This is a genomic window from Janthinobacterium sp. B9-8, assembly GCF_000969645.2.
In the GTDB taxonomy this organism is placed as follows: Bacteria; Pseudomonadota; Gammaproteobacteria; order Burkholderiales; family Chitinibacteraceae; genus Iodobacter.
In genome coordinates this window covers 1,816,270-1,841,830 of record NZ_CP014222.1, presented here as the reverse complement: position 1 = coordinate 1,841,830, position 25,561 = coordinate 1,816,270, and the positions used below count along the sequence as shown (strand labels likewise).

Annotated in this window: 18 protein-coding genes; 8 read left to right on the top strand and 10 right to left on the bottom strand. The window is 52.6% G+C overall.

The annotated features are described in order from the left end of the window. Nucleotides 1-124: 124 nt before the first annotated feature. Together tssI and VN23_RS08210 are read right to left on the bottom strand one after the other, a co-directional pair. The gene (gene tssI / locus VN23_RS08215) at nucleotides 125-2,203 is read right to left on the bottom strand and encodes a type VI secretion system Vgr family protein (protein ID WP_197433060.1); all 2,079 of its coding nucleotides are present in this window, start codon (nucleotides 2,201-2,203) and stop codon (nucleotides 125-127) included. Continuing rightward, nucleotides 2,184-3,038 carry a transposase gene (locus tag VN23_RS08210; protein ID WP_046352857.1) on the bottom strand — a complete coding sequence of 285 codons (855 nt, stop codon included), beginning with the start codon at nucleotides 3,036-3,038 and terminating at the stop codon, nucleotides 2,184-2,186. The genes tssI and VN23_RS08210 overlap by 20 nt, the downstream gene beginning before the upstream one ends. 53 nt (nucleotides 3,039-3,091) lie before the next feature. Between VN23_RS08210 and VN23_RS21395 the strand changes: the two genes are divergently transcribed. Continuing rightward, a complete protein-coding gene (locus VN23_RS21395) occupies nucleotides 3,092-3,232 on the top strand; it encodes a BBE domain-containing protein (RefSeq protein ID WP_082752687.1) in 141 nt (46 codons plus the stop codon). A gap of 183 nt (nucleotides 3,233-3,415) precedes the next feature. Here VN23_RS21395 and VN23_RS08205 read toward each other — a convergent pair whose 3' ends face one another. The 8 genes from VN23_RS08205 to tssB form a co-directional block, all read right to left on the bottom strand. After that, a complete protein-coding gene (locus VN23_RS08205; protein WP_046352858.1) occupies nucleotides 3,416-3,940 on the bottom strand; it encodes a hypothetical protein in 525 nt (174 codons plus the stop codon). Nucleotides 3,941-4,057: 117 nt separating this feature from the next. Continuing rightward, entirely contained in the window at nucleotides 4,058-6,625 is a 2,568-nt protein-coding gene (gene tssH / locus VN23_RS08200; RefSeq protein WP_046352859.1) for a type VI secretion system ATPase TssH, read from the bottom strand. After that, a complete protein-coding gene (tssG, locus tag VN23_RS08195; protein ID WP_197433059.1) occupies nucleotides 6,622-7,710 on the bottom strand; it encodes a type VI secretion system baseplate subunit TssG in 1,089 nt (362 codons plus the stop codon). Before tssG ends, tssH begins: the two co-directional genes overlap by 4 nt. 567 nt (nucleotides 7,711-8,277) lie before the next feature. After that, nucleotides 8,278-10,065 (bottom strand): type VI secretion system baseplate subunit TssF, encoded by a 1,788-nt coding sequence (gene tssF, locus VN23_RS08190; RefSeq protein ID WP_046352860.1) that lies wholly within the window; start codon nucleotides 10,063-10,065, stop codon nucleotides 8,278-8,280. A gap of 370 nt (nucleotides 10,066-10,435) precedes the next feature. Continuing rightward, nucleotides 10,436-10,882 carry a type VI secretion system baseplate subunit TssE gene (tssE, locus tag VN23_RS08180; protein WP_052746707.1) on the bottom strand — a complete coding sequence of 149 codons (447 nt, stop codon included), beginning with the start codon at nucleotides 10,880-10,882 and terminating at the stop codon, nucleotides 10,436-10,438. Nucleotides 10,883-11,106: 224 nt separating this feature from the next. Continuing rightward, nucleotides 11,107-11,607, bottom strand: a complete 501-nt coding sequence (locus VN23_RS08175) for an Hcp family type VI secretion system effector (protein ID WP_046352862.1) — start codon at nucleotides 11,605-11,607, stop codon at nucleotides 11,107-11,109. 170 nt (nucleotides 11,608-11,777) lie between these two features. Further along, the gene (gene tssC / locus VN23_RS08170; RefSeq protein ID WP_046352863.1) at nucleotides 11,778-13,256 is read right to left on the bottom strand and encodes a type VI secretion system contractile sheath large subunit; all 1,479 of its coding nucleotides are present in this window, start codon (nucleotides 13,254-13,256) and stop codon (nucleotides 11,778-11,780) included. A gap of 16 nt (nucleotides 13,257-13,272) precedes the next feature. Then, entirely contained in the window at nucleotides 13,273-13,839 is a 567-nt protein-coding gene (gene tssB, locus VN23_RS08165; protein WP_046352864.1) for a type VI secretion system contractile sheath small subunit, read from the bottom strand. Between the two features lie 301 nt (nucleotides 13,840-14,140). Between tssB and VN23_RS08160 the strand changes: the two genes are divergently transcribed. From VN23_RS08160 to VN23_RS08130, 7 genes are all read left to right on the top strand, one after another. Continuing rightward, a complete protein-coding gene (locus tag VN23_RS08160; protein ID WP_197433058.1) occupies nucleotides 14,141-14,530 on the top strand; it encodes a hypothetical protein in 390 nt (129 codons plus the stop codon). A gap of 101 nt (nucleotides 14,531-14,631) precedes the next feature. Next, complete coding sequence (gene tssK / locus VN23_RS08155) at nucleotides 14,632-15,993, top strand: type VI secretion system baseplate subunit TssK (RefSeq protein ID WP_046352865.1); 1,362 nt, start codon at nucleotides 14,632-14,634, stop codon at nucleotides 15,991-15,993. Further along, nucleotides 15,986-16,720: a DotU/TssL family secretion system protein gene (locus tag VN23_RS08150; RefSeq protein WP_046352866.1), complete on the top strand. Its 735-nt coding sequence runs from the start codon at nucleotides 15,986-15,988 to the stop codon at nucleotides 16,718-16,720. The genes tssK and VN23_RS08150 overlap by 8 nt, the downstream gene beginning before the upstream one ends. Before the next feature lie 109 nt (nucleotides 16,721-16,829). After that, nucleotides 16,830-20,615, top strand: coding sequence for a type VI secretion system protein (locus VN23_RS08145; protein ID WP_046352867.1), 3,786 nt, complete (start codon nucleotides 16,830-16,832; stop codon nucleotides 20,613-20,615). Beyond that, complete coding sequence (gene tssA / locus VN23_RS08140) at nucleotides 20,612-21,700, top strand: type VI secretion system protein TssA (protein WP_046352868.1); 1,089 nt, start codon at nucleotides 20,612-20,614, stop codon at nucleotides 21,698-21,700. The genes VN23_RS08145 and tssA overlap by 4 nt, the downstream gene beginning before the upstream one ends. Nucleotides 21,701-21,828: 128 nt before the next feature. After that, nucleotides 21,829-24,480, top strand: a complete 2,652-nt coding sequence (locus VN23_RS08135) for a type VI secretion system Vgr family protein (RefSeq protein ID WP_062654855.1) — start codon at nucleotides 21,829-21,831, stop codon at nucleotides 24,478-24,480. Next, the gene (locus tag VN23_RS08130) at nucleotides 24,477-25,250 is read left to right on the top strand and encodes a DUF4123 domain-containing protein (protein ID WP_046352870.1); all 774 of its coding nucleotides are present in this window, start codon (nucleotides 24,477-24,479) and stop codon (nucleotides 25,248-25,250) included. Before VN23_RS08135 ends, VN23_RS08130 begins: the two co-directional genes overlap by 4 nt. The last annotated feature ends 311 nt before the right edge of the window (nucleotides 25,251-25,561 follow it).

The following is a 25,561-nucleotide window of genomic DNA, read 5'->3' as shown; positions in this document are numbered from 1 at the left end:
GCTTTTGAATTAGCTCTATGCCGTGCAAATCCCCCTAGCCCCCTTTTTTCAAAGGGGGGACAAGGTCATCAAACTTAGAGCTAGTTTTGTAGGGTGGGCACGTTTTTGTCCCCCCGCGGCGGCATCAATTAATCTTCACCAGCCCGCCCTTAATCGTCAGCATGCCGCCACCGTCAACCGTTTGTTCTGCGCCGCCTTTGTTCATCAGGCTGACGCCGCCGTCGTTGGTGAGGGTGGTGCCCGCTTTATTATCCAGCGATGTGCCCGCCTGATTGGTCAGCGCCGTGCCCGCTTTATTGGTGAGGCTGGTTCCTGCCTGATTGGTCAGTGCTGCGCCGCTTTTGGCGGTGTAGGCGCCGCTGCTTTCTATGCTGATGGTGCCGCTGACTTTGATGCTGAGATCACCATCAACGGTGATGGTGTAATTGCCTGTGACTTTTTGCTCTAGATTGCCGCCCACTTCACGCGCTTCATCGCCGCCTGCTTTTACGCTGCGCTTGCCTTTGATATCGGTGGTTTCGTCGCCAGTGCTCACCGTCAGCGTGCGGTTACCTTTGTCGATGGTGGTGGCGTCGTTACCTTCCTGAACGGTGCGGGTTCGGTCGTTTTTGACGGTACGGATTTCATCGTGGCCGATGGTGTGGGTGACGTCGTTAAGGATATTGGTTTTAAGGTCTTTTTGCGCTTGCAAAAACACTTCTTCGGCGTCTTTTTTATCTTCAAAACGCAGCTCATTAAAGCCGCCACCGCCTTTGGATGAATTGGTTTTGATGCCCGATTGCGTCTGATTGGCGGGCAGGGCGTAGGGCAGGCTGTTGTCGCCGTTGTAAACGCAGCCGGTGACGAGAGGCTTGTCTGGATCGCCATCAATAAAGGTCACTACCACTTCCTGACCGATGCGCGGAATAAACTGCGCGCCAAAGGCTTTGCCGCTCCACGCCTGCATCACCCGCACCCAGCAGGAGCTGGTTTCGTCTTTTTTACCGTCCTGATCCCATGGGAATTGAATCTTGATGCGGCCATATTCGTCGGTCCAGATTTCCTCGCCTGATTTGCCTACTACCAGCGCAGTTTGCGTATGCATGCGCGGCTTGGGGGTGAGTCTTGGCGGATGGTATGGGGTCGCCTTGGGGATGGCGCTAAAGCGGTTTCGGTAATGCTGGTGGCTGGCGTCGTGCGTGACGGCGGTGACCACCCATTCAATATTGGCGGCGGAATTATCGTGGCCGCTTAGCGTAAAAGTGTGGCCGGGGATCAGCCAGCGACAATCGCTCTCGCCAATAAAGCGCGTTTCTTGGCTGCGTAAACCCGCCACGCGAATTTTACCCAGCGCATCGCCCCTTGCCTTGGCGGTATAGCCACCCGGATGCTCATATACCGAGCGCGCGCCATCCACCGCCTTGGTCTGCGAATAAAGCGAAGTGCTGGCGGTGGTGAATTCGTAATCGCTGGTGTTGTAAGCGGTAGAAACCGCCTGTTGGCACAGCTCGCCACTGCGGATGCCGTGCAACTCCCTTGCGCCCATATCCTGCCCCAGCCAGGCAATGGTGCTGGCATTGGGGCAGGCGGGGAAGGCATCGTTGCTATCGGCCAACACCAGCGTGTGTTTGCCGTCTTCATGGGTAAAAAACCAGAAAATCCCTTCGTCTTCCATCAGGCGGGAAACAAAATCAAAATCGCTCTCACCGTATTGCACGCAGTATTCGCGCGGATCATAAGTGGCATCGAGTTTCAGCGAATAATCGCTAAAGCCATGCACAGCAAATACCGCCTTCACAATATCCGGCACGCTTTTGGCCTGAAATACGCGGTTATTACTCGCCAGCGTTAACCACCACAGCCAGGGGCGCAGTGTCAGGCTGTATTTATCTACCGTAGCGTCCCCTGGCAACTGCCGAATCTCCGCGCACAACAGGTCCAGCGGCCGCGTTTTTGTATCGTGGCGCAAGGTGGCCGTAATGTGCGTGGCAATTGCCGCATCCATCGTCAGCGTGGTGCCGCTGAAACCCGCCAGCGTCAATGAACCAAGCTGGTTCAAGCCCTCGTCCCCTAACACGCTATCGGGGTAAAGATCCGCAAGGGCAGAGGCGGAGAGGGAGATTGAAGTGGCTGTGTCGGTGGGGCGGGTCATGGTGGCCTGTAAGCTGAGCGTTAGATAATGCGGGTTTGGAGCTTGGAAGGGGTCAGGTCTTACATTTGACACTCACTTTGCTTTTTACGGCACGGCTCACTGTGGCGTAGCTTACGCCAAAATGCGCGCCAACTTGTGTAAGTGTGTAATGCCCGCTCAAGTAAGCCGCAGCCATGCTTTCGAGTCGGCTTGGGTAGTGCTCTTCGTACCATTGCAAAGGTTTAATGGGCGCTAGCTTCTGCTTTTTGGGTATATCCAGTAGTGACTGCTCTGGGTTGATCTTGCACTGCATATCTTCAACGAATGCATCGTCGCCAAGAAAAATCTGGTTTTTGAGTTGTTCCCACGGGGAAGGCAGACCTTTTCCTGCTTGAATAAAGCGGATATAGCCTAGCTGGGCGGCTTGTCTCGTTTGGGCAAACCCACCCAATACCCAATCGGTGCTTAAGCACTCAGGTGCAAGCGCTGCACCCACCATTGCCCGATAGCTGCTCCACGGCCATTGCTCTGGCTCGTGAACCATTCTTGCCCTCACAGGATTCAACACAATGTAGCGCGCAAGCTCTAATAGATAGGTGTCTTTTTGCACCAGGATGGCCTTGTACCGCCCTTGAAAGAGATGGCCCACCCGTTTGTGTGTGCGGTTAAATGATTGGGTATACGTTCCGTTTAAAAATTTCATGCCTTTCGACAGAGTGGGGCGAGTCGTTTCAATCAATAAATGATAATGATTGTCCATCAGGCAATAAGCATGGCAATACCAATCATGCCGTGCAACGGTGTCGGCAAGCAGTGTAAGAAACTCAATTCTGTCTTCATCCGCCAAATAAATAGCGGCACGCGCATTACCGCGTGCCGTAACGTGATACAGCGCCCCAGCAAACTCCACCCGCAAAGGCCGCGACATCACGTCCTCCTTGCCTGTCTAACTTAGTAATAAGAATAGATGCGGCAGGAGGAATGTCAAATGTAAGACCTGACCCCAGAGCTTTGTATTTCCTCGACAACTTCCGCAAAGGCCAGCGCAATCTGGTGCAAGTGAAGCAGCAATGGGACCCACAAAATTTCTTCCACCACGCTCAGTCGATTCCGGTGAAATAAATATGGGGTAGTGCTACTTTGTAACTCCGGACAAAACATTGAGTAAATAACCGGGCCAGAGCATGATAATTTGTATCTTGCTCTGGCCCCAATTATTCTTGCCACGGGTTATTGAGAAGTTACGAAGAAATGTCAAATGTAAGACCTGACCCCAGAGCTTCCAGAGCTTCGTGGGTTGCATTTTTAGGGTTCATCGACGTACTGCAACCCGTTACCTATGTATACTGGTAAATTGTTATTGATGGCTCCAGTGTCATCCCTGAGCTTTTTTCCATCAATGGAATAGATTTCTAGGGTGATAGCACCAAATACTAATGCATCCTTGAAGCAGTTCGTGAGTGTCTCCCCAGGATTTGGAGTCAACCGTAGTGCTTCCCATTGAGCGAGTTGCTGGTTGTTTTTCACGATAGTCAGAGGGCGTCGGCAGCGAATTAAGATAGCGTGAAACTTAGCCAGATTCCCCCCACCAGATGGCGTGAAGGTATGACTGCTGAATTCAATATAAATATGAGGGGGGAGCCCAGGCCGTTGCTGGGCAGTAACCCAGTGCGGTGCTAAGCCAGTGTCGCGCATAGTTCGTAGATGTAAGTAGTTATTATTATTGAGTCGATTAGCATGAAATATACAATTATTAAGTATTCCATTGGCATTAAGCAGTGTGTCGAGTTCATCGGGTGAGACTGATTCGAGATAGAGATGACCGGCCATGGTGTTGTGATTCCTTATTGTGGTAGGTAAGTAAACCTACTTCAGATGGTTGGAGTGCAGCAAGCCATAAATCATTAAAAATAAAAGGGGTCAGGTCTTACATTTGACAACTACTCATCACTCCAACACCCATTCCGCCAATTTCCCCACCACTTCCCCCATCAACACATTATCTACATCCCTAGCCCCCGCTCCCCGACATCTGGCCAATACCGCCGCGACAATCCCGCTTTCAAATTCAAAGGTTTTCCCTGTGGCATCCATATAGCGTTTTTTTAATTTGGCCAATTTGGCTTTGACTATTTCGCTAAGAATGGCGTCGTCTAATGCCCGGTAGGGCACGACGGTCATTCGGGCTAAAAAGGCGGGGCGGAAGGATTGCAGCAGGGTGTGGCGCAGATCGTCGGCGAATTGGGTGGTGGCGAAAGTTTGCGGGGGGGTGTCGATAATCAGCTCGGCGCCTACATTGCTGGTGGCGAGGATGACGGTGTTTTTAAAATCGACGACTAAGCCGCTGCCGTCTTCCATCATGCCTTTATCAAACACGTTGTAAAACGCTTCCAGCACATCGGGATGGGCTTTTTCGATTTCGTCCAGCAGCACCACGCAGTAAGGTTTGCGCCGCACGGCTTCGGTGAGCACGCCGCCGCTGCCGTAGCCCACATAGCCGGGCGGTGCGCCTTTAAGCTGGCTGACGGTGTGCGCTTCCTGGTATTCAGACAAATTAATAGTCACCAGATTGCGCTCGCCGCCGTAGAGCGCGTCGGCTAGCGCGTAGGCGGTTTCGGTTTTGCCGACGCCGGTAGGGCCAGGCAGCAGAAATACGCCGACCGGTTTATTCGGTTCGGTCAGGCCTGCGCGGTAGGCCTGAATGCGGCTGGCGATGGTGTCCAGCGCGCTTTGCTGGCCGACGATTCTTTGCCCCATGCGCTTGGCGAGGGTGCGGATGGCGTAAGCTTCGTCGGCCAGCATTTTGCCAACCGGAATGCCGGTCCAGCCTGCTATCACGGCGGCGACGGTGCGCGAATCGACATGGGCGGGCACCATGGTGTCGTCTTGACGGATGGTATCCAGCCCGCTTTCAAGGCGTTTGATGGTGGCGGGCAGGTCGGTAAATAACTCTTCTTCATCGCTGCTGCGCGGCTGTTGTTTGGATAATTTGATTAAGGCGGCGTGGGCGCTGAGTAGCTCCACCACGGCGGCTTTTTCTTCCTGCCAGCGGTTTTCTAATTCCTGAATCTGCGCCTTAAGCTGGCCATGCTCTGCCTGTAAGTCGGCGATGCGCTCCTGGTGTGGCGCGCCGGTGAGTTGCTCGCGCTCTAGTCGGTGCAGCTCGTCGTTAATGGCGTTTTGCCGGTGGCGGGCGCTTTCTAGTTGCGGTGGCACATCGTGCTGGGCCAGCGCCACGCGGGCGCAGGCGGTGTCGAGTACGCTGATGGCTTTGTCTGGCAATTGGCGGCCGGTGATATAGCGGTGCGATAGCTTTACCGCATCGCAAATGGCGGCGTCCAGCACATACACGCCGTGGTGCTGCTCCAGCTCGGCCGCCACGCCGCGCAGCATTTCGATGGCGGTGGCTTCGTCTGGCTCCTCTACTTGTACCAGTTGAAAACGCCTCGCCAGTGCAGGGTCTTTTTCAAAGTATTTTTTGTATTCCAGCCATGTGGTGGCGGCGATGGTGCGCAGCTCGCCACGGGCCAGCGCGGGTTTTAGCAAATTGGCGGCGTCGTTTTGCCCTTCGGCGGCTCCTGCGCCAACCAGCGTATGCGCTTCATCAATAAATAAAATAATCGGGATGTCTGATTTTTTAACCGCTTCGATTACACTTTTTAAGCGTTGTTCAAACTCGCCTTTCAGGCTGGCTCCGGCTTGCAGCAGGCCCAAATCCAGCACCCGCAGCGCCACGTTTTTAAGTGCGGGTGGTACTTCGCCAGCGGCAATTCTCAGTGCCAAGCCTTCCACCACCGCAGTTTTGCCCACGCCCGGCGCGCCCACCAAGATAGGGTTGTTTTGCCTGCGCCGAAGCAGGATATCGATGGCCTGGCGGATTTCGCCATCGCGCCCCACAATCGGATCAATCTTGCCAGCGCGTGCATCGGCGCAAAGATCCTGCGTGTACTGGCTGAGCACGCTGTTTTCTGGCGCATTGGGGCTGATGCTTGTGTTTGTAGCGGCGGGTTGCTGCCCGGCTTCTTTGACGGGTGCAGGCGGCGCTTCGCAAGAGGCGGCGCTCCAGTTGCTTAGCTCGCTGCGCAGCGTATCGCGGTTAATGCTGAGTAAGGATGAAACGCCATTAAGCAGCAGGCTGCGTAGTTCTTCGTTTTCTAAAATTGCCAGCAGCAGCATGCCGGATCGCACCCGCTGATTGTGGCTGACAGTGGCATAGACCACGGCGCTTTCTAATAGCTTAACGGTGTGCGTGGCAAAGGCGGGAGTGCGGGTATTGCCGCGCTTAAAGCGCTCCAATGCGGTATTGATTTCGGTGCTGAGCGCATCGCGGCTGATGCCGCAGCGCGGCAAGATGGCAGCCAGATCGCCTGCTTCGATATCGATTAGCTCCAGTAGCAGATGTTCTATCTCGATATAAAAATGCGTTTGCACGAGGCAGCGCTGGGCGGCGCGTTCCAGTGCTTCGCGGCAGGGCGTGTTCAGCAGGGCAATCAGGGCGCTTAGATCTAGGCTCATAGGGCCGCCGTTTTAGGGGCAATCTGGCATTGCCGAGCAATATTGCTTGATCCGCCAAGCCATGTGGTTTGGCCGAGTAAAAAGGGCGTGGCGGTTTTGGATAGCGGGGCTGTGCTATCGCTGGCGGTTTTGGCATCGGGGGCGAGCTTTAGTACCAGCCTGCAACGCATCTCTGGCCCAAAATAAAACGCTGCCAGTGCCATCAGCTTGCCGTAGAGTGCGCCGGTGGGCAGATAGGCCAGATATTTTTCTAAAGACAGCGGGCCGATGGTGAGCGTAATGCCTGCGTGCTCGTCCCAAATCCGCTTACCCGCTACGGCGTTTTGCCCCAGCGTATTGTTCTTTGCCCCGAGCAGGCTGAGGTGCGATGCGGGCAGATTGCTCCATGCGCCATCAAATTGCCTGATCGTCAGCGTATCGCCCCAGTAGCTGGCGACCAGCGCTTGAAACCCCTCTACCGAGCGGCGGCGATTAGCAAGGATGGGCACGCGCGCCAGTAAGGCCTGATCGCTAATATCCTGCCTATGATGCAAGGCCTTGGGCAGGATGCCGGCCAGTGCGCGCAGCAGCGGCTGCACGGCGCTGCGATCCGGCGAGGTAAAAGGCGCGGCTATATGATGCTTGCTCTGTACCCGATACAGTTGGCCGAGGATGCGCTGATGAAATAAATCTAAAAAAGCCGCCGGAGCAAAATCTTTTTGTAAGCGCCGTCCTTGCAGCCATTCCTGATAAGCATAAGGCAGCGGGCCATCGGGGCCACCTAAACCAAAATGGCAGGCTTGTAATTCAAGCTGGCTGGCATGCGAGCGCCGCTTTGCAGGCTTGCTGCTGAGGCTGAGTTTGAAGGTTTTATGGCTTGCCCTGAAGCTGAGTCTATGGTTTGTTTTGCTGAGCGAGGCCAGTGTACTGGGGTAAAAAAGCGGGTAGAGCGGCCCGCTTAAACGCACCGTTTCCTGACGAGGATCCAGCCCCGTACCTAGCGGCGTTTTGCGCGGGTAGCATTTTTCCAGCAGCGCCAGCGCCTGAGCAAACTCAAAGCGATAGGGCGCAGCGAAAAGCTCGTTGATGAGGGTGTTAGCGGGCATGTTTGTTTCTGCTTTGCATGCGGCGTAGCTCATGGTTTATGGGGTGCGCATCCATTCAGTTGTTTCTCACAGGATGGCCGCGCACGTGCAAGTTTTGAATCATCGTAGGGCGGGTGCAACCCGCCGTTTTTGGTCTTTCCCGGATGTTTCGTGTTCGCTAATTAAAACCAAAAAATCTTAAAAAACCTTTTTAGTGCCTTCGGCACAGTGTTTTGGAGCGGTAGCCACCGCGGGGGTGTTCTTTTCTTGTACGGCCAAGAAAAGAACCAAAAGAAGGCCGCCCCACGAAACACGAAGGCTCCTCATCTGCGGACAATCGAGCGGCGGCTGCGGAACTCGCTTCGCTCAAACAGGCATCAAAGAAACCCCGCCCGCTTGTTCCTCGCTTCGGCGTGTTTCAAGGGGAGATTTAAGCCCCGTGCTATTCAATGGCAATAAAAATTGCTTGCGTTGAAAATGCTCAAAAACTCAAAAAAATAGCTCAACTCAGAAAGGGTTTTCTCCGTGAAACTCCGTGTTCTCTGTGTCCTCCGTGGTTCAAGATTTGGGTTTTCACTTTCGATAAATTCACAGAACGAGTGGATCTCCCACCAGCGGTTGCCATGTTTTTATTTCCCGGTCCTTTTCCACCAATACGGTGCGGATAAAGCGGTTTACGCTGGCGTATTGCGAGAAGAACTGGGCGAGTACGCCGGAGAATAAGACTCTGCTGCTGCCTGCAAACTGGCTGGCATCCAGCTCCAGCCTGACTTCCAGCCCGTTGCGCCAGCCGCGCCAGGCTTCTTTGCCGACACGGTCTACTGTGCGCTGGGTGTGGATGCTGCGAATTCCGGCGATTTGTTGCTGGGTGGCGGCGCTGTGGCCAACGTTGTAGAGATTTAATATTTCGCGCAGCGCGGCTAGGGCTTGCGGGCCTTCGATCAGAGATAAATGATTTAAGGAAAGCTGCGAAACCAAGCGCCATTGTGCGGCGCTGGCGTAAGGCAGCTGCGGGGTGGGCGCGGCCATCAGGCGCACTTTGGCGACAGGGCCGGGTTGCTCAAAGGCCAGTACCGTGCCCGCGGCTAGTGATTCGGCTAGGAAACGATTCGTGCAAAGCAGCTCGGCACTCAGCGTGGGGGCGGGCGGGTCGGTGGCCAGAAAATGCGCGTTCACCCAAGTGAGTAGCATGTCGCTACCGCGCCGCTGGCCAGTGCCGTCAACTCGTCTGGCGTGCCAGAAGCAGCCGTTGGCGTCAGTATGGTTTAGGCCAAAATAGCGCGGCACAATCTGCGCGCCGTAGGCTTTGCTGGCACGCACCTGGCCGATGGCATAAATCTCGGTGGCGTGCTCTCTGTGGCTGTCGGCCACGATGCGGTATTCGCGTGTTTTGCCGTTGGGGCGTAAAGGCTCGGAGGTGCGCGGGAATAGATTAATCACTGGCACGCAGCCCAAGGCCAAATCACTGGCTTGCAGGCTAAGGCGGCTGGCGGGGGCGGTGTTAAACGCGATAATGATGTCTAAATCTTGCTCGGTTGCGGCAGGAATGCTGATTGGCAGCTCAAAAAATGCAAACTTGGCAGGGCAGCTAAAGTATTCAAGCAGCATGCGGTGGCTGGCGAGTGCGCCGCTTTCGCTGGGTAAAAGTGCCTCATCATCAGTAAAGCCGCAGGCTTCTGGTAAGCCTTTGATGGGGGCAATTCTGTTTTTAAGTAAGCTGAACATGGCAATACTATGTGCACCGAGTAAATCGTAAATCGCTGCGGCAGTCAGGGGAGATCCGGCCAAATGCACTTTTAGCGTGCTTAAAGTGAGCGCTGGCCAGCCTTCAGCCGTATTGCAATGAATGCGGATCTTCAGCGCCGATTGCGCCTTGGCAAGGCCGGTCAGTTTTTGTGCTTCTTCGGCATCCAGCAAGATGGCTTCGTCAATTTGCAAAGGCCAGACGGTGAGCGGGGCGGTGGTTCTGAAGTAAATACTGTCGGTTTCCTGCTCGCTGCGCTGGTGGTTTACAAACAGCGAAGTACCGCGCTTGATTTCAAGCCCGCCATTGGCATTGCCTTTGCTGGCATCGGCTTGAAAACAGGCGATGGCGGTGGAAGGCATGGGGCGAATAGCGTAGGGGTAAAGCTCTTCTAATAATGCACTACTAAGCTGCGAAAAATCATCATCCAGCTGGCGTTGCAAGCGGGCATTTAAAAAAGCGAATCCTTCGAGCAGGCGCTCAATATGTGGATCCGGGCATTCGTATTCGGAAAGCTCCAAGCGATGGGCGATCTTAGGAAACCGCTCAGCAAAATCCGCCCCAGCGTGGCGCAACCAAGTCAGCTCACGTTGGTAGTAATCAAGCAAAATAGCGTCTATCGAATCGCTCATCAGTGGCCTTGTTGGTATGCCATAAGGTATATCGCGGGTTTATGTGAGGTTTTTGTGTAAGTCGTTTTTTTTGCATAAATAGACAATGAAAAAAACATAATATTTACACTCTTCGCACGGGGCTTTTACCCTCCCCTGAAAACGCGCCGAGCGAGGAACAAGCGGGCGGGGTTTCGGCGAGGACTGTCTGAGCGAAGCGAGTTCCGCAGCCGCCGCTCGATTGTCCGCAGCGAAGGGGTTTCGCGTTTGTGGGGCGGCCTTCTTTGGCTTCGTTTCTTGGCCGCGCAAGAAAGGAAGGTCCAGCGGGACGCCCGCACCTAAATCAACGTGCCGAAGGCACTGAAAAAATGTTTTGGACGATTCACCAGTCCTAAACATCAATTTCCTCAACACTCATCCCATCCTCAGTTTGCTTAATACACAGCACAGCCCGCTCATTTTGTGTGCCGCGTAATTCGGCGCAGATGCTGAGGGCGGCGCTTCGGCCATCGGTGCTGAATATCTCGATCTGTACGTCTTTTAGCCGCGGCTCAAACACGCTGATGGCTTGTTTGATATCGCGGATAAATTGGCGGCGATCTGCATCAAAGCCGGTTTTAAAGCCGCTCCAGTCGGCGATGCCGTAGTCGATAATGCTGTGCTCGGCGGAGCGGGGCGTGCTATCTCTGCGGGTGTTGAGTATTCGGGAAAGCTCATGGCATACCGACGCCATCACTGCCGCTTTGCCATATTGGCGGTGCGGGGTGGTTTCTGTACTCTGCGGCGCGTCGTCTTGCAAACGCTCAAACAAAGGCACTCGAAATGGTTTGGTTTGCATCGGTCACTGTTTTTATTGTTAGCGAGGATCTTCAGCCAGATTGCTTACAGAGCTAAACCTTGGACCCTCGATGCCACAGAGAGCACCGCGTTCCACAGAGAAAAAAATGGATGGTTTTCTCTGTGGAACGCGGTGTCCTCATTTTTCTCTGTAGTTCAAGTTTTGGATCGTTCCGTTTTAAACGTGAAGGCAACGTGTCATCACGTTTAAAACCATTTCTATAACTAACCCTTAATCAGCTTATTAGAGGTTAAGTCCCATGTGCTAGCCGCGGTGCCTTCTTTGTCGCCGCTGTCTTTTTGTGTGGTGAGTTCCCACTTGATTTTGGTGAAGTTTAAAGAAAGGGTTTCAACCGGTTTGCCGCCTGTACCACCGCTTACGCTGACATTGGAAATCAGCGCATTGGTCAGGGTGTAAACAATAAAGGCCACAATTTTGCCGCTATCGTCCGAGGCATTGCGGCCAATGGTGATTTTTACTTCGGGGATGTCTTTACCCGCGCAGCAGTATTGATTGAGTAGCGGGGTGGAGGCATCGACAAACTTGGTGGTGGTAAATTCACCAATATGTGGTTTACCCGAGGTGCGTTCAGAGTTGCTGACGTCATTGGTGACTTGCATGGCTACATTGTGGCTGTACGACATCACTTCAATTTTGTCTACATAGCCCTCGAGCATGCACTCGCCCTTAATGTCCGCACCCAAGTCGAGAATAATGGCATCCATTGTTTAAAGCTCCCTGTGATGGTGGTGTTGATTGACTGCTCGGGTGGAATTGGTTTTGTAGGGTGGGCAAAGTAATTCACCTTGCACACGCTGATTATTCACTGCCACCGTGTCTTTAACGTGTGTGGCCGCGTGGGCATAAAAGCGTACCCACCCTACATGTTTTACTTTCAAGCCGCAGGCGGTGGTAGTTCTGCTACCAGTCGGATGGATGCGGTGAGTTCTTCCAGTTGAAAGTGCGGGCGCAGGAAGACGGTGGCGCGGTAGGAGCCGGGTTTGCCTGCTACTTCGGTCACGTCAACACGGGCTTCTCGCAGCGGGTATTGCGCTTTGATTTCTTGCGGTGCGTTGTCGTTGATCAGCACGTAATCGGCGATCCAGTTGTTCAGATAGCTCTGCACATTGTCTCGCGTCATAAAGCTGCCGATTTTGTCCCGCATGATGACTTTGATGTAATGGGCAAAGCGGGATGCGGCCAATACATAGGGCAACATGCCTGAGATATTGGCGTTGGCATTGGCCTGTGGGGTGTTATAGGTTTTGGGTTTGTTGGTGGTTTGCCCGCCGAAGAACACGGCTAGATCGGTGTTCTTTTTGTGGCAGAGTGCAATAAAGCCCAGATCGTTCAGCTCTTTTTCGCGCCGATCGGTAATCGGCACTTCGGTTGGGCATTTCAGCGTTTTATCCCCAGACGCGGTAGAGAAAGTATGCGATGGCAGGCCCGCTACTGCACCACCGCCTTCTACCCCGCGAATCGCCGCGCACCAGCCATAGAGTGAAAATGCGTTAGTGATGCGTTGTGCCAGCGCCCAAGAGGCATTGCCCCATAGATATTTGCTGGCGTCGGTGCCGTCTACGTCTTCCACATAATTCATGCCTTCGGTGGGCAAGGTGTCCGGGCCGTAAGGCAGGCGCAGCAAGACATGCGGCAAGACGAGCGATACATAGCGGGAATCTTCGCTGGCCCTAAAGCTTTGCCATTTAATCAGCTCGCTGCTTTCAAATAATTTAGCCAGATCACGCGGCAGGCCCAGCTCGGCAAAGCTGCTCATATCAAAGAGCTTAGGGTTGGCTGCTGCGATAAAGGGCGCGTGTGCGGCAGCGGCCACATTAGATAGTTTTTCTAATAGCGCAATATCTTGCGGATGACGGCCAAATTTATAGTCACCCACCAATACGCTGAAAGGATGGCCGCCAAAGGTGCCGTATTCTTCTTCGTAAATCTGTTTAAACAAAGCGCTCTGGTCAAATTCAACCGCTTTTTCCAGATCGGTTTGCAGATCTTTGCGCGATACATTCATCAGGCGCAGCTTAAGACGCGTGCCGGTTTCGGTGTTCATCACTAAATAATGCAGGCCGCGCCAAGAGGCTTCCAGCTCCTGCACATCTTTGTGATGCATGATTTGATTCAGCTGGGTGCTGATCAGCTCGTCGATGTCTTTAATACGCTGGTTAATCATCGCCACCGTATCTTTATCGATTTTCATGACACCATCGAGTACTTGCGTGGCGAATTCGCCCAGCAAATCGGTAGCATGGCTTTTCTGGCTTTCATCCAGCGCCATTTTTCCGTCTTTGATAATACTGTCGAGCAGGCTGAGCGTGGCAGTTGCTCCGCCTGCCGCTGCTGCTGGCTGTGTTTCTGGCATGGTGATTCTCCGTCAATTAAGCGGCTGCGGGGGCAGGCTCTGGGGTGGCAGGCAGGGCCGATTGAATTTCTTTCAGGCCTTCGGTATTGGCAACCACGTCTTGCAATAATTTATCCAAATCATCATTGCCATCGAGCTTGCCTAATAAATCGCGCAGACGCTGGCGGGCTTCATACAACTTTTTCAGCGGCGCTACTTTATTCACGATGCTGATCGGATCGAAATGATTGAAGTCGGTCGATTTTGCGGCTGCATTTTTATCGTCCAGGCTTTTAGGCTCATAAAAATTCAGCTCGATATTGAGCTTGCTGCCATCCCCTGCAATGGTGTTATCCACCTGAATCGCCAGCCTTGGGCTGATGGATTCGAGCACTTCAATAAAGTTATCTCTATCAATATTGATAAAGCGCCGCTCGCTTAATTTAGGCAGCGGTGCCTTGGGCTGACCGGAGAGGTCAGACAGAATGCCGACCACCAGCGGAAGTTCTTTTTTCTCAATCGCATTGCCAATCTCTACGTCGTAAGTGATTTGTACGCGGGGAGGGCGAACGCGATCCAGTTTGTGTTGGGTGCTTTCTGTCATGACGGCCTCATAGTTGTAAGCTGCCGGATTGAGTGGGTTCCACTTTGGAAGAGCGTGATTTCTTACCTATGAGGAACACATTAAGCTGGCCGCTTAATTTATCGCTTGGTTTGTTGAATCTAGAAGACGAGTCTTGTAAATGCAAACATTTAGTTGGAAGTTTTAAGAAAGTTATTTCTATAATAAGAAATAATTAATACAAATATTTGTAAGCTATTGGGCGGATGCTGTGCAGGGCTCACTTAAACTCTTTGCTGTTATGCAGGTACTGGCGTTATGCCTAGCCGTGGGGGGCTGCTCGATGTTTAAGCCCAGCATTAAGCTAAGCAGCGTGTCGTTTTCTGTGGCATCACAGGCTAACGATGACACGCCTATCCCGATTGATCTTGTCGTGGTGGATGACGAAGAGCTGCTAAAAAAACTCCTTGCTTTGCCTGCATCCCAGTGGTTTGAGCAACGCGCTCAATTACAGCGTGATTTTCCGCAAGCGCTCTATGTGTGGAGCAAAGAACTGGTGCCCGGCCAAAGGCTGGATGTGGCAGACGCTCCGGTAAAAGGCCGGCGGGGGGCCGTAGTCTTGGTGTATGCCGGTTACAGCTCCCCCGGCATGCATCGGCTAAGGCTGGATCAGCAGAAAAATGTGATTTTGTATTTAGACAGCCAGGACGTGCGCTGGGTGAGTGGGGATTAGGAGTCAGGGCGTAGCTTGGGTTAGACGTTTTATCCGCCCAACAGAGCTGAGTAAGAAGACTTTTTAGCCAGAAAAAAACAAATCACCATTCAGGGGATAACATGGCGCAAATTCCGGAAGCTATTTGCTGGTCAGAGGGCATGCAGCTTTTGCCTCAGCATTTTCAACAGCAATCTTTGCGCGCCGAAATATTAGCCGCTCAGCTTGCCTCTGCAGCGCAGCCTTATTACTGGGGTGTGCTGAATGTGGAAATCGACGAAGCGGCTTTGATCGGCGGCACTTTACGCGTGCTGGCGCTGGAAGCCATTTTGCCAGACGGGCTGTGGCTTTGTATCAGGCCTGGCGTGCATCCGCCGCTGGAGCTTCATTTTCAAGACCTGATAGCCGCATCGCCTCAGCACCAAACCACCCTTTATTTGGTAGTGCCACCGCTTTATCGTGCGGGTGAACTAGATTCCAGCGGGCGGCGCTATGTGTCGCAAGATGGCAAGGATATCCCCGATTTAGTCAGCAAAGAATCCCCTGCCGTGCTGACTTTCTGGCGGCCAGATCTGGCGATTCTGGATGAGCAGCATCGGGCCGATGGTGTTTGTCTGCCGCTGCTTAGGGTGGAAGAAGGTGCAGGGGGCTTTGCCCGCAAAGAATATTTTGCACCGCAGCCCAGAGTGTTGCCCGAATCTTTGCTTGGCAAGCGCATTGCCGCGCTTTGCACTGAAGTACGTGCTAAGTGTGCTTTTCTGGCTGGCCGACTCAGGCAGGCTTTGCAAGAAAACAATGAAGGCGACAGTGCCAGAATTGATCGGCAACTTGCCGCGCTCTGGGCCAGATTGCCCGAGTTGCAAAGTGCTTTAGATAGCCGTGTGGCGCATCCGCTTTCTCTTTATCTGATTTTGAATGGCGTGGCAGGATCGGTCTGTGCGCTAAACCCGCAGGCGGGTGTGCCGGCTTTTCGGGCCTTTCATTACGAAGAATTACTCGCCTGCTTTGATGATGTGATTGGTTTTATTATGAAATCGGTGATGCGGATTAAAGCGGGCTATCGCCGCAACGAATTTGCATTAGAAAAAGAAGGCTTTGTGATCAGGCCCCCTTTGTCTTTACGCCAGGGTGGGCAGTGGGTGATTGGTGTGCAAATGCCAGGCGGCACGGGCGATGATGCGGCAAGGTTATGGCTGGATAGAGCGATGATTGCGTCGATGTCGCAACTTGAAATTTTACAAAGACAAAGAATGCGCGGGGTGCTTTGTCGCCCACTCGATCGGCAGGAGCAGGTGAGCTATAGCGTGGGAGACGATACTCATTTGTTTAGTCTCTATGAATTTGGCGAGTGGTTTCATCCTGACGAATTATTCTGCATTGCTGTGCCTACGCAAAACGCAGCGACTGATCCACTCAGTATTGTTCTGTTTGTTCCTGAAGCGGGCGACGATATCCCCGTGCTGAATGAGGCTGATCATGACTGATTTTGCGCGCCAGCAGGCCGCTTTGCCCCTGAAGCAGGCATTTTGTCAGGTTTGGGAAGAATGGCTGTTGCTGTCCCCCGGCTTATTGAGCAGCGCCGAGCCAGCAGACAAACTTTTGCTGCGTGTGGCAGAAGAAACCAGCGTTCTGGCAAGGCGGGTCTATCGCGTTGTAATGACACAAGCTGGCGCAGCCAACAAGATGCACGCTCAGGCGGTGCAATATGCTTTTGTGGCTTTGATCGATGAGGTGCTGCTGTTTACAGAGTGGAGTGGTCAGCTTGCATGGCAAAGCGCGCCCTTGGAGTTTCGCCTGTTTAATACTCGCACTTCGGGGGAAGCGTTGCCGGATGAGATCGCGCATTTGATTGAGCGCCAGGACTCAAGCGAGCGCGATCTGGCGGCGGTGTATCTGATGGCGCTGGTGCTGGGTTTTCGCGGACGCTTGCGTCAGGATCCCGCATTGTACGAGGCATGGTGTACTTCACTTTTTGCGCAGGTATATCAAAGAGAGCCGGATACTGCTCTGCTGGGTAAGGTATTAAGCGGCCAGAGTGTGACGCAGCCTCTGCAACTGATCGAGCGAAAAATGTTGCCAGATGGTTATCGGCTGGCACTGATGCTGGCTTTTTTATTGCTGCTGATGTTTGGGGTGAGCCATTTATTCTGGCGGGATATCTCTTCGCAGATTGATCTGACACATCCACCGCTCAGCGAGTCCAAACCGTGAAGCAGCCTAATAGGATTGCACTCCTGATGAAGGGCATAAGCTGTTTACTCAGGCGGGATATTGACGTGTGGATTGATCCGGCACATCCACAGTTATCAGGGGTTAAATTGTGAAGCTGCTGATTGTTTTGCTGATTATTGTTGCCGTTTTGCTACTGTGGTGGCTATGGCGAAATAAGGCAGATCGGCTTGGCCGCGGGTTTATTGACGCTGTGCGGCAAATGGAAAAAATCGCTGGTATTGAAGGGCGTTACCAAGTGCCCTGGCTGCTTTTGCTGGGTGATGATCAAGCCAGTAGCGAGCAGCTTTGCTGTGCATGGCAGCTAAAAAGTGCAGAGAAATCGGCGTGGTTTGGGCGTTTTTATTACAGCAGCGATGCGGTAGTTTTATTGCCCCCGCACGATATTTATCAGCAGGCCGAAGGGGCTCTGGCGGCCTTATCTACCTGGCGGCGTTTGTTGGGCGCACTGCTCAGGGTGCGTGGGCAAAGGCCACTGGATGCGGTGATCTGGGCGGTGTCGGCCAAGCAGCTTATGAATAAAGACGCCTCGCTGGATGTCACGCTCTGTAAGCAGTTTCAGGATGCGCAGCAAAAGCTTGGCCAAACATTGCCCGTATATTGGCTGATTACGGGGCTGCAGGAAGTCGCCGGGATGAATGAGCTGATCGAGTCTTTGCCCGATCAGGCTCAGGACAGTATTTTAGGCTGGTCATCCGCCTTACCGCTGACTACAGCTTATCAGCGTGAGCAGCTTGATGGTGCTGTGGCGCAAATGCAAAGGCAGTTGAGAGATTGCATCTGCGAAATTGCCACTTTAAACGGGGGCGTGAGCGATGCACTGTATTTGCTGCCAAGGCAATTTGACGCGCTGCGTGCCGCTTTGCATGCGCTGGCAGACGCTGCTTTTCAGAGCAATGCCATGGGCGATGCGCCTGTTTTGCGTGGGCTCTATTGCACAGCGGGCTACGCTGTTCAACAAGAAGAAACTGATGTTTTTTCGCCAGAGCTAGCCGTGCCGGATCTTCCCGTGTTTAGCTCGGGTTTACTTCGTCAGCGTATTGCCGCCGAGCGCGGCCTGGCGCAGCCCATTGTGCGGATTATGTCGCTGCGCCAGCGCTGGCACCGCTTTGCCAGACTGGCGACGCTTATTTTTTGCGCATTGTGGTTTTTATCCATGGCCTGGGTATGGCAGGCAGAGCGGCAGGATGCACTTAGCTTAAGCCGTGCTTTAAGCGCCGTCGGCAGCGGATCTGCCTCTGCAGATGCGGATAGCCAGCCGGCGGAGGTTTTATGGCGGGCGCTCTTTGCTGTGCCGCGCTTAAATTATGAAAGTATTGTTTTCCCTAGCTCATTATTTAGCCATTTTGACCGGAATTTGGCTGAAAAAATGGCCAGTTTGTTACAGACAGAATGGTTTGTTCCTGCAAAGCGGCGCATACAGGCAGATTTATTGGCGCTACAGGCAGAAGGGGCCAATAGCGATAAAAAGATGGGTGATGATACGGCCAGCCCTGAAACCTGGCCCAGCTATATTGCTACGCAGCACTTAGTCCATCAGGCGGGTGTGCTGGAAAAAAATGTGACTTTATATAACCGTGCGCTTCGTGGTGGGCCAGATGCGCTAAGCCAGCTCACCGAGCTATCTCAACGCTTGTGGGAAGGTGATTTTCGCCCGGAGCGTTTGCCACTGCGGCATCGGCTAGAAACCATACTTTCTCAATATGCTTTGTGGATGGGAAAACCCATTCAGCTGCAAACGGCAGCACAGGAAACCACGCATCACTTTGATGGCTTAATGCAGCACTGGCTGAACCGCTTGTATGCGGATGCGACTTTTATTGAAACGGCTGATAGTGTGCAAACAGAGCTGACCGAGCTGCAAGGTGCTCAGCACAATAGTTATGCCGATTTAAGTCATTTAAGTCAGCAAATCACTCTGCTTAAGCAGCTGATTGCTGCAACAAATAGTGCATGGAGTAATGCTTCGGGGCAGGATCTGGTACCCGGCTATTCGGCACTGCTCAGCCAGGCAAAATCAAGCGCCCTGATCGGAAAAGATGCGGTATCTGCCATCGAAAAGCATGCGGCCAAGCAAAGAAAAGCATTTAAAGAGCGCTGGTCTAATCGGGATTCTTCACTGACTTCACGCGGGGAAGTGGGCCTAAAAGAAGATGTATTGCAACTGCAAGCGGCCATTAAATATCTTTTGCAGCAAAATTTTGTGGTGGGCGCACATTCCGCAGGGCATTTGAAAGTGAGCGGCGGCCTGCGTGAAATGAACGAGACCAAGCTGGCCGCCGCTTTGCAAATTTATCAGGAACGCCAGCAATATCAGGCTCAGAATTTAAGCAAAGTGCCCGATGCTTATCGTGCAGGGCTGGGTGGCATGGCCAAAAACAGCGCTGCTCATGCAATGTGGCATGCCATGGCCGGGCAGGCGGTGGAGGATCAGGGGCAAAGAAATGCGGCAGACAGCATGGAAGGGCTGATCCGCACCGCCCCCGAAGTGAATGCCGCCCTGCTGGATTTGGGGCGGGCTGATTTATCGGCTGAATTGATTAAAGAAATGAACGAGCGTGCGCTTACTTCTTTACGCCAAGCCGATGGCATGCTGGCGGAGTTAGCGCTTTACCAGCCTAAGCAAGCCACTTTTTCCTGGTGGGATGGCAAGAAAAACGCCAGCTTTAAAGGGTTTAAAGCGAATAACCCGCTGGAATTACAGCAGTATCTCAACCGGCAGCTGGAGCAGCTGGCCACCGTGGCGATTAATCAGGGCGTGGTGCTGGAGTGGCTGGCGGCGCATCCTAAGGGGCTGCCGGTAAAAGATATGCAGACCCTTTTGCGCTGGAAAGGACTGGCTGCAGATTTGAAGAAAATGAAAGAAAAAGCCCCCGATAGCGGCCCGGCTTTGTTGGCCCAGCTGATTGGTAAAGATTTAAATGAGATGGATGCCAGTACCTGCCATGGCGTACTTCGGCAGGTTGAATTGCCCGCTGGCCCGGGCTACTTTTTTGAACGGGCGCAAAAGCTGGTCAATATGGCTAATGAGCGCTGTCAGGGGTTAAGAGCGCAAAATAGTGCCTATGCTTGGCAGCAGTTATCAGTGTTTTTTAATCAATATCTGGCCGGGCGTTTCCCTTTTTCCGCCAAAGGAAATGCAGCTGATGCCGATGTTGAACGGGTAACAACCTTGCTGCGCTTAATTGATTTATATCTGCCTGCCGCACAGGCTGGGCTTGAGGATAATGAATCGCCCAACCGGGATGCTGCCCGGCTATTTTTACTTGGCTTGCAACATAGCCGCGACCTGCTTGGCCCCATTCTAATGCGAGGCAGCGCCGAGCAGCCTCAACCATTGGGGCTGGATATCGATGTGCAATGGCGTAGTGATAAAGATAAAGAGCAGGGGGCCGATCAGGTGATTGAATGGGGCCTGATGGTGGGTACGCAGCGTATGCGTTTTCCGCTGGGGGATAGGGCTAAACAGCGCTGGTTGCTGGGCCAGCCCATTGTGTTTTCACTTCGCTGGGCGGAGGAGTCTCCGCAGCTGCCTATTGAAGAAAACACTCAGCCTGCCTTAATGGTGCTTAATCAAAGTGCTGAATGGCGCTACGCTGGCGCATGGTCTTTGTTGCATTTTCTGCGCCATCATCAAGCGCCGCCCGGCATGGTTTTGCAAGACGAGTTTAGCTATCCCGCCATGTTGTTTAGCTTGCCGATGAGTGGCCCGGCTAAACCACGGGCGCAGATGTTTGCCCGCTTCGGCATGAGCGCCGTGGGGGCCAAAGCCTTGTTGCCGGTTCAGCTGCTTAATGCTTTGCCACTGAAAGCACCGGTGTCGCCTTTTAGGCAAATTACCCTGCCTGATTCTGATAAGCCATTGGGGGCACCATGAGCGTAGAAATCAAGCCCGGCGGTTTACAGGGCAGTCTGGAATCGCTGCTGCAGCCTATTTCGCAGGATGCCCCTTGCGGTATCTCAATCCGCTATGAAGCGGAATACGATTTGCTGCGCGAAGCCAAAAGGGAAGACGATACCAGCCTGCCTACCGGTATTTGGCAAGCCGAAGTAAAGCGCGGCGATTGGTCTACGGTTGAAAAACTAGGCCGGCAAATTCTACAAAGTCGTAGCAAAGATTTAACGGTGGCCGTTTGGCTGGGCGAGGCCTGGATGCACCGACGCGGGGTTGAAGGCTTAAGCGCTGCGCTAAGCTTGCTCTTGGGGCTGTGTCAGCGTTATTGGGATACGGTGCATCCTTTGCCGCAAGATGGCGATATGAGCTATCGCACAGGGCCGCTAGCTTGGGGCGTGCATGCTTATAGCACCCTGCTTTTATCACGTATGCCCTTGCCTGTGCTGGATCAGCGTAGCGATCTGGATGGTTTTACTTTGGCTGATTGGCGAATGTGTCAGAAACATCTTGGGCTGGATCAGGGAAAAGCCACCAGTAAATCCGCGCTCCCTTTGCTTGAAGCCGCCAAAAAAACAGCACAAAAAGTGAATGATGCTATTCGTGCTGTGGATGTCAATATCCTACGCAGTGCCCATGGTTTTATGGTTCATGGTTTGCTGCAAATGCTTGAGTTGTCGCAAACCTGTGATCAGAAAATGGGCAATGATGCGCCCACTTTTCAGCCCTTGTTTCTGCTGATGCAGGAGCTTGAAATTATTCTGAAGGATTGGCTAGCTATGCATCCACAGCCCCTGCAAATTGTCCCCGATATTGTGCTGCCTAGCCCGGTAGAAAAAAAGCCCGACCCGCTGCCGTTTTTACAGCCCGCCAGCCGCGAAGAAGCCTACCGGCAGTTGCAGCTAATTGCCGATTACCTTGCCCGAACCGAGCCCCACAGCCCCGTGCCCTATCTGATCTATCGCAGCGTGGAGTGGGGTAATAAACCGCTCAGAGATTTACTGGCCGAGCTGATTTCCAGCGACGCAGAAGCCAGAAGACTCTGGTCCTTGTTGGGGGTGTTGCCTTGATAGTAAGTATATTTACTTACTAATATTGTATGATTGTCACTTAAAAATATCAGTCTATTGTAATTTTTAAATATGAGTAGCAAGGCGTCTGTTATGATGCTTGGTTAATCTGTATTGAGAAAAAGCCCATGCGCACTGATCAGCTCCTTGCCTCATTTGCTGCGGCTTTTAATCAAGATCAGCGACTGATCTCTTTGCAACTGGGCGATGGTGCAGCTTGGGGCGAGCAGCTATTACCTCAGCGTGTGACGGGCAGCGAGGGGATTAATCAGGCTTACCGTTATCAGATTGATTGCTTGTCACCCGATGGTGCTTTAGAGCTTAAATCACTGCTTGGCCTGCCGATTGTTTTATCTGTGGCCGATGCCAATGGCGATGCGATTGAGCGCTGCGGGGTGATCTCGCAGGCGCAGCTCTTAGGCTCGGATGGGGGCTTTGCCAAGTATTCGCTCACCGTAGAGCCACCTTTTGCGCTGCTCAGATACCGACGCACTTCCCGCGTTTTTCAGGATTTATCCGTCGTTGATATTGTGAAGCAGGTACTGGCCGAGCATCAGGCCAAAAACCCTGTGTTTGCATCGGTACAGACGCTGGATTTCAAATTATCAGGCGAATACCCACCGCGCTCTTATTGCCTGCAATACCGGGAAGACGATTTTGCATTTCTGTGCAGGCTAATGAAAGAAAGTGGCCTGGCATGGCGCTTCGAGCATTTGGCTGGAGACACGCCTCAGGTTCAACTTATTGTATTTGATGACGCCTTTGCCCTACCCGAAGCTGCAGAAAGTGCGGTGAGATTCCACCGCTCGGACGCCACAGAAGAAAGTGATTCGCTCACCACATGGAATACGCAGCGGCAAATCGGCAGCAGTTCGGTTTCCCTAGCCAGCTTTGATTACAAAGCCGCCAACACCAGCCACAGCTTAAGCGATAGCGCCATTGATCAAGGCGATGGCGGGCAGCAAATCCAATCCAGCTTCGAATATTACGACCCACAAGCGCATTACTACGCCAGCGATTTAGACCAGCTCAACCATGATGCCAAGCTGCGCCAGGACGCTTTAGACGGGCAAAAGAAATCATTCACCGGCTCTGGCACATTACGTAGCTTGCAGGCTGGGCAATGGTTTCGCTTGGAAGATCACCCCGCTCACGAATGGGATAGCGCCGAGCAGCGTGAATTCGCCATCACCCAGCTTAAATTCACGGCAAACAATAATCTGCCAGTGGATTTAACCCAGCAACTTAGCCTAGTCGCGCCCAGCCTGCTTGCCGCTTCAGCCAAAGATAACGCGCCTTACCAAGCCGACTTCACTGCCCAAAGACGTGGCCAGCCCGTGCTCAGCCATCTGGGCGAGCAAGAATTCACCAAGCCCACCAGCCTTGGCTTGCAAACCGCCACCGTAGTTGGCCCCGCCGGTTCAGAAGTGCATACCGACGAGCAAGGGCGCATTAAAATTGAATTCCACTGGCAACGTGCCGCCGAGCACCCGGAGTTTGGTGCAAACCTAGACGATAAATCATCCTGCTGGATACGCGTCGCCGCGCCATCGGCGGGTGCAGGCTGGGGGCATCAGTTTATCCCGCGCATCGGCCAGGAAGTGACGGTGAGCTTTATAGAGGGCGATATCGATCGCCCCGTAGTCACTGGCGCTGTCTATAACGGCAGTCATTCAGTGCCGACGTTCAGCGGCGCGGGCGTCTTGCCCGCCAATAAAACACTATCTGGCATCAAAACTAAAGAGCATGAAGGCGGCCAATACGGCGAGCTGCTGTTTGATGACACTAAAGGCGAAGTCCGTACTAAATTATCCAGCGAGCACGGCAAAACCCAGCTTAACCTTGGCTATCTGATCCATCCAAGAACCGACGGAAAAGGCGAGCCACGCGGCGAAGGGTTTGAATTACGCACCGATAATCAAGGCGCAATCCGCGCCAATGGTTTACTGATCAGCACTGAAGCTAAGAGTGGTGCATCTGGCAAACAGCTCGACCGCAGCCCCGCCCAAAGCCAGCTCGAATCCGCCCTTGCACTGGCACAAAGCCTAGGCGAAACGGCAACCAACCAGCTAGCCGACACTATTGAAACCGGCGACGAGGGCAAAACCGTAGAGGCTGATAATAGTGCAGGCAGTAAAGCCAGCACTGGCCATCTTTATCACCACGTTCACGCCAGCAAAAGCTTTGAGGCGAGCAGCAATACCGACAAAGACGGTAAAACAAAATCCCAAGACCAAGCAGGGCAACAAAAAATCATCTTGCTGCACGGTGAGGACGGCGTCGCCATCACCAGCCCGCAAAGCCAAACGATTACCGCAGGCACAAATCTTGATCTAGTTGCGCAAAGAGACACAAACCAAACCTCTGGCCGCCGTTGGATACACAACGTAGGCCAGCACATCAGCCTGTTTGTAGCGGGGGTAAAAGACCAAGTCGCGCTAAAACTGATCGCTGCCAAAGGTAAAATCCAGCTGCAAGCACAGAGCGATGATATTGAAATTACCGGCGATAAAAACGTCAAAATCACTGCCTGCAAAGAAAGCATCACCGTCGTAGCCAAAGACGAAATTCTGGTCACAGCAGGCGGTGGCTATATCCGGCTGAAAGGCGGCAATATCGACATCCATTGTCCAGGTGTGGTGACGATAAAAGGCGCGAATCATGATGTAAGTGGCCCGGCAAAAATGAACCCACCTTTGCCTGCTTTCCCTAATACAATTTGTAAATCTTGCCTGCAAAAAGCAAAAGATGTGGGCAGCCCTTTTGCGGCTCGATTATGAAAAATATTGATTCTTATCCGGCAGAAACTAAAGCCAATATTTTGGCTTGGCTTTCATCTTTTGAGCCAGAGGCATTTAATATCTATGCTTTAATTGATCACAGCTTTGATCCACGATTAATAAAAAAACTGAGGAATAAAATCAGATGGGTTTCTTTGTATCAAGATGAAGGGGCAGATATCGATATATCGCCCATCCTGTGTCATTTTGAGGATATGGCCCATTTTGTGAATCAAATTGATGTGTTATTGCAAGCAAGCAATGAGCAGCCGATGCTGAGTTTTTGGCTAAGCGCTTTAGACCCTGAGGTGATGTATGGCCATTTTGCAAGTTATACCGATGTAATCATTTTTCCGGAAAAACTCAGCTATATACTGCGCTATGCAGATACACGTATCTTGCCTAATTTGCTGGATGCCATGCAGGATGAGCAGAGGGCGCAATTTATGGGCGCTTTTTATTCTGGCATTTATTTTAATCGCGCGGCGGAGATGGTTGAATTAAAGGGGGGTGATCAATTAAAGCCTAATGACTCTCCTCTTTGTATTACAGAGCAGCAATTCACCCAGATGCTTGATGTTTCTCAGCCTGATCAGATTATTCAGCAATTAAGAAAACTGGGGCTAACTGCTGAATTGATCATGAGCGAATCAAAAATATATACGCTGGTAAAACAGCTTTGCAGTGAAGCCCATACGGTAGGCATTACTGATTTTGCCGAGCTGCGGGCTTATTGTATTGAGCAATTTATTGAGATCACTACAGCTTAAGTGGTCTTTATTAACACGCTCTAGCGCTAAGGAAGCGCTGATTAAAGCGCCATCCCTGATTTTTTGCTGGGGATTCAGTGCAAATACAGGGTTTTCGCCTGCTCGGAAATCAGAGAGTTGAATTAATTAGAGTTTTACTAAGTGAGTGCTGGATATAAGTCCTTTGATATAACATCCTGCACTCTTCAACCATGCATTTTTCGTAGGGTGTAAAACGACGAAGTCGGAGCGCAAAGGGCCGGTGCGTAAAAAAAGCACTTGCACACCCTAGGAAAATCATATGCGTTTGCGTTTAAAAATGCCTGATCACT

Coding starts and splice junctions, on each gene's coding strand:
- VN23_RS08150 (WP_046352866.1), top strand. CDS start 15,986: ATGACTGATTTTGCGCGCCAGCAGGCCGCTTTGCCCCTGAAGCAGGCA.
- tssF (WP_046352860.1), bottom strand. CDS start 10,065: ATGAGCGATTCGATAGACGCTATTTTGCTTGATTACTACCAACGTGAG.
- tssE (WP_052746707.1), bottom strand. CDS start 10,882: ATGCAAACCAAACCATTTCGAGTGCCTTTGTTTGAGCGTTTGCAAGAC.
- VN23_RS08160 (WP_197433058.1), top strand. CDS start 14,141: ATGTTTAAGCCCAGCATTAAGCTAAGCAGCGTGTCGTTTTCTGTGGCA.
- VN23_RS08135 (WP_062654855.1), top strand. CDS start 21,829: ATGCGCACTGATCAGCTCCTTGCCTCATTTGCTGCGGCTTTTAATCAA.
- VN23_RS08210 (WP_046352857.1), bottom strand. CDS start 3,038: ATGTCGCGGCCTTTGCGGGTGGAGTTTGCTGGGGCGCTGTATCACGTT.
- tssC (WP_046352863.1), bottom strand. CDS start 13,256: ATGCCAGAAACACAGCCAGCAGCAGCGGCAGGCGGAGCAACTGCCACG.
- VN23_RS08175 (WP_046352862.1), bottom strand. CDS start 11,607: ATGGATGCCATTATTCTCGACTTGGGTGCGGACATTAAGGGCGAGTGC.
- VN23_RS08130 (WP_046352870.1), top strand. CDS start 24,477: ATGAAAAATATTGATTCTTATCCGGCAGAAACTAAAGCCAATATTTTG.
- tssG (WP_197433059.1), bottom strand. CDS start 7,710: ATGCCCGCTAACACCCTCATCAACGAGCTTTTCGCTGCGCCCTATCGC.
- tssK (WP_046352865.1), top strand. CDS start 14,632: ATGGCGCAAATTCCGGAAGCTATTTGCTGGTCAGAGGGCATGCAGCTT.
- tssB (WP_046352864.1), bottom strand. CDS start 13,839: ATGACAGAAAGCACCCAACACAAACTGGATCGCGTTCGCCCTCCCCGC.
- VN23_RS21395 (WP_082752687.1), top strand. CDS start 3,092: ATGTCAAATGTAAGACCTGACCCCAGAGCTTTGTATTTCCTCGACAAC.
- VN23_RS08205 (WP_046352858.1), bottom strand. CDS start 3,940: ATGGCCGGTCATCTCTATCTCGAATCAGTCTCACCCGATGAACTCGAC.
- tssA (WP_046352868.1), top strand. CDS start 20,612: ATGAGCGTAGAAATCAAGCCCGGCGGTTTACAGGGCAGTCTGGAATCG.
- tssH (WP_046352859.1), bottom strand. CDS start 6,625: ATGAGCCTAGATCTAAGCGCCCTGATTGCCCTGCTGAACACGCCCTGC.